We start from the raw sequence: 3,803 nt of genomic DNA, 5'->3' as shown, positions 1-3,803 counted from the left end.
AATCTAATTTGTTGAGGATTTAGTTGACGCTCGTCTGTCCAACTGTTGACATGAAAACTTTCTTGCGCTGACGATCGTCTGTCCAACTGCAGACACGAACACCCTCAGATTTAGCTAACGATCGTCCATCCAACTGCAAACACGAACACCCTCAGATTTAGGTGACGATCGTCCGTTCAACTGCAGACACGAACACCCTTAGATTTAGCTAACGATCGTCCATCCAACTGCAAACACGAACACCCTCAGATCTAGCTAACGATCGTCTGTCCAACTGCAAACACGAACACCCTCGGATTTAGTTTATGATCGTCTGTCCCAACTGCAAACATGAAAATCCTCAAGGAGCAACTAACTGCGAAGCTTGTTATACAGCCCTACCAGCGACTAGAGCTTGCCCAAACTGCGGCGCATCGATGCAACTCGATGCTACATTTTGCGGACAGTGCGGTCATAACCTCAAATCGGCAGAGTCGAAATTACCGATCCAGTTACCGCCGCCTGCGGTTGCGGAGATCGACCCACCACCAGTAGCAGCAGCTAATAATGTGGAGTTACCACCGACAATATTGACGGAGCCAGAAGCAGATTTGTGGGTAGTACCCAGTTCCCCGCTCGTTACTCCCAGTAACGAAACGTCCGCACCACCACCGATCGAGCCGGCAGAAAATATCGCGCCGACTGTCGTCCCTGTGGAAATTGAGGTAGCGTCGATCGATCCTCCAGCACCACTACTGGCAATCGAGCAGCCACCATTGAGCCGCCAATTATTGCATCTTCAGACAAATACAATTTTAGAGATTCCGTCCGATCTCCAAGTAATTCATGTGGGCAAACCAAATGAAACGATCGCGCCAGATATCGATGTCTCGAAATTTCCTTGCGCGGAAGTTGTATCGAGAATTCATGCCAGTATTCAACTAGAAGATAACAACTACTACATTGAAGATTCGGGCAGTGCTAATGGTACTTATATCAACCACAATGTCCTCGCTAAAGGCAATCGTCATTTATTGCGGGATGGCGATCGCATCGGGTTGGGGAAGGGAGATCTCGTCACGCTGATTTTTCAATCGCCCACTGCCTAAATAGTCCGGATCGCATCTGTTGAGAAACAGCAAGGTTTCGGCACTTCTTGCTGACGATCTGCGATCGCAATGGTGGTGAAGATCGACTGCGCGACTTGTTAGATTCGATCGGTTAATTGGTATTCATCGATCGTGTTTGGAGACGATTCGCGCACGAATTCAATTCTACTGAATCGAATTTTCTAGACAAAGTTTAATGAATCCGAGTTGTTCCATTCTTGTCAGTAATTATCGAATATATGTCCGCGATCGTGCTCAGTCTGCTTAATTCAGTTCCCGTACAGACTTGGACTTTTGACTCTGAAAATGTCATCCGCATCGGACGAGCTACCGACAATCAGGTAATATTGTTTAGTGCTGTTGTCTCTCGCCACCATGCCGAATTACGGTGGCATGAAGTTGATGGCTGGCACCTAATCAACATCAGCCCCAATGGAACTTATTTGAATAGTGAAGCCATTAAAGACACCGCTGTCAGCAGTGGGATGGTGATTCGACTAGCCACATCCGGGCCAAAAATTCAGATTGACTTAAATTAATTGATAATTGCGGATGCATTTTCGGACGGGTTCCCCGTCCATGAAAATGCACCAAGCAGCGGATCGATCGCCTTCGGCGGGGCAAAGCCCTACGCGCAGAGGTTTCCGACCCATGGCTTGCACCAAGCAGATAAGTGATAGTTAATAATTGGGTTTAAAGGTGCGGAGATTCAAACTCCGCACCTTTAAACAATCTGCCTAAAGGCAGCGGCTTTCAAGCATTGCTATTCGGTAAAGGTATCGGCTGTCACAGCTCTGACCAACTTAGCTGCTGCTTAAGTACGTAATTGAACGGGCATGACTAGATAAGTCATTTTAACTCCACCTAGCGGTGTGAGAATTACAGGTTCGAGTGGGCCATTGAGACTGATGGTAATTTCTTGAGTCAGAAGGGTTTTTAAGCCATCCATCAAATATTTAATGTTAAAAGCGATATCTAAATCGGCACCAGAAACTTGTCCGGCGAGCGATTCTCTGCCACTACCGCGATCCTGACTTTCGACCGATAAAGCGATCGATTGACTGGCACTATCGATGCTAAATTTAACTAAATTAGTCTGATCTGCCAGCACGGCAATTCGTTCGAGGGCACTGAGCAACTGCTTGCGATCGAGTGTAATCTGACGTTGAAATTGTTTGGGAATCAGTAACCGATAATCGGGATATTTACCTTCGAGCGTGCGCGTAGTTAATTTGCAATCGCCCCAACCAAAAACCACCTGTCCTTGTTCCAATTGCAGTCCCAAGCGGTCGTCGTCTTGCCCAGATCCGAGCATTTTCTCCAGTTCTCGCAACGCTTTAGCTGGCACGGTTACTTCAAACGAGCCAATGTTCGCTGGCTCTAATGGCTCTGAATTCTCCTCGGTGGCAGCTTCCGTCTCATTGGGATAAACTTCCACAATCCCTAAGCGGTGGCCATCTGTGGCGGCAAATTCCAATCGCTCCGGCTCTACCTTGAGATAGACTCCTGTCAGTACTTGTTTGCTTTCATCCTGGCTACAGGCGACCAGAGACCCCTTTAAGCCATCGATAAAAGCCGTGGCTGAGAGTTGGTTGGTTTCGCCTTGTTCGATCGAGGGGAGTTCGGGAAATTCTTCGGCACTCATGCCTCGTACTTGGTAGCGACCCGAAACCGAGGTAATTGTCACCAGATTTTCGCCCGCCGCATCATCGAGAGTAATCTCGCCACTGGGAAGTTTGGCGACGATGTCATTTAACAATTTTGCCGGTAGCGTCAGGATGCCAGCTTCTTCTACCTGCGCGCTAAAGTTAGTTTGAATGCCCAGACTCAGATCGAATCCTGTCAGTTGGATCGTATCGGGATTGGTGGTGGCTTCGAGCTTGATATTCGCCAAGACTGGATGGGTGGGGCGAGTGGAGACAGCGCGGCTCACCAAGGCTAAGTTAATATTGAGATCGTGCTGGGTGCAGACAAATTTCATGAAGTTGGGTGTTAGGAGTGAGGAGCGAAAAGTGCGTTCTTGGGGTTTCCCCGCTTGGGTTCGTTCCATGGTCGGGGAACCCGACCGGACGATACGGTGGGACAGGCAAGTAGAGCACCTTTTCAAGACAGATTCGAGCGGATGTAAAGACTGTCCGTGTTTGGTTATACCTGAAAAGCGAACCTGCCAGCGCAAAAATTGCTCTCCACAGGTGGATTTTAGGCAATTTTACTGACACAGATCGACTTTAAACCTTACTTACTCCGTACTTGGAGCTTGAAAAAGTCACCGTCAGCGATCGATTGCTCGATCGTATAGCCAGCCATCTTGAGACTGTCGGGTACTTGCTCGATCGGTTCGCCAGCATCCAGCCAAACTTCTAACATTTCACCAGCAGCCATCTGTTCGAGTTTCATTTTCGTCCGCACAAAATTAATCGGACAAGGGGTACCGCGTAAGTCTAGTTGAGTCATCTATTTAGGGGATAGGGGTTAGAGGTTAGGGGATAGGGTTGAGGAGAATTAGTGAAGAGATAACGATTGTCAGAAATTTTCAATTCATCGCTTCATTCCTATCCCCTATCCCCTATCCTCTATTCCCTACTTAAAGACATTCCCAAAAATACTTCCAATGCCACCTTTCCCGACCCGATCGCCGCACGCTTTCAGATTGAACACCTGATTCTCAGCAACGTTGAGGTGTACGACAGTGATCTGGGCGTGAATATCGGCGGC

General features: G+C 48.1%; 4 protein-coding genes. 2 read left to right on the top strand and 2 right to left on the bottom strand.

The window, feature by feature from the left end; all coding sequences use genetic code 11:
- Window positions 1-305: 305 nt before the first annotated feature.
- Complete coding sequence (locus RMO84_RS04035; RefSeq protein WP_310487186.1) at window positions 306-1,088, top strand: FHA domain-containing protein; 783 nt, start codon at window positions 306-308, stop codon at window positions 1,086-1,088.
- 218 nt (window positions 1,089-1,306) lie between these two features.
- Window positions 1,307-1,627 carry an FHA domain-containing protein gene (locus tag RMO84_RS04030; RefSeq protein WP_310487184.1) on the top strand — a complete coding sequence of 107 codons (321 nt, stop codon included), beginning with the start codon at window positions 1,307-1,309 and terminating at the stop codon, window positions 1,625-1,627.
- 275 nt (window positions 1,628-1,902) lie between these two features.
- Here RMO84_RS04030 and dnaN read toward each other — a convergent pair whose 3' ends face one another.
- Both dnaN and RMO84_RS04020 read right to left on the bottom strand, forming a co-directional pair.
- Window positions 1,903-3,069, bottom strand: coding sequence for a DNA polymerase III subunit beta (gene dnaN, locus RMO84_RS04025; RefSeq protein WP_310487188.1), 1,167 nt, complete (start codon window positions 3,067-3,069; stop codon window positions 1,903-1,905).
- Between the two features lie 254 nt (window positions 3,070-3,323).
- The gene (locus tag RMO84_RS04020) at window positions 3,324-3,542 is read right to left on the bottom strand and encodes a sulfurtransferase TusA family protein (RefSeq protein WP_310487183.1); all 219 of its coding nucleotides are present in this window, start codon (window positions 3,540-3,542) and stop codon (window positions 3,324-3,326) included.
- Between the last annotated feature and the right edge of the window lie 261 nt (window positions 3,543-3,803).

It is taken from the genome of Chamaesiphon sp. VAR_69_metabat_338 (assembly GCF_031423935.1).
GTDB lineage: Bacteria > Cyanobacteriota > Cyanobacteriia > Cyanobacteriales > Chamaesiphonaceae > Chamaesiphon.
The sequence above is the reverse complement of the archived record's forward strand: the minus strand, read 5'-3'. Positions and strand labels throughout refer to the sequence as shown.

Coding starts and splice junctions, on each gene's coding strand:
- RMO84_RS04035 (WP_310487186.1), top strand. CDS start 306: ATGATCGTCTGTCCCAACTGCAAACATGAAAATCCTCAAGGAGCAACT.
- dnaN (WP_310487188.1), bottom strand. CDS start 3,069: ATGAAATTTGTCTGCACCCAGCACGATCTCAATATTAACTTAGCCTTG.
- RMO84_RS04020 (WP_310487183.1), bottom strand. CDS start 3,542: ATGACTCAACTAGACTTACGCGGTACCCCTTGTCCGATTAATTTTGTG.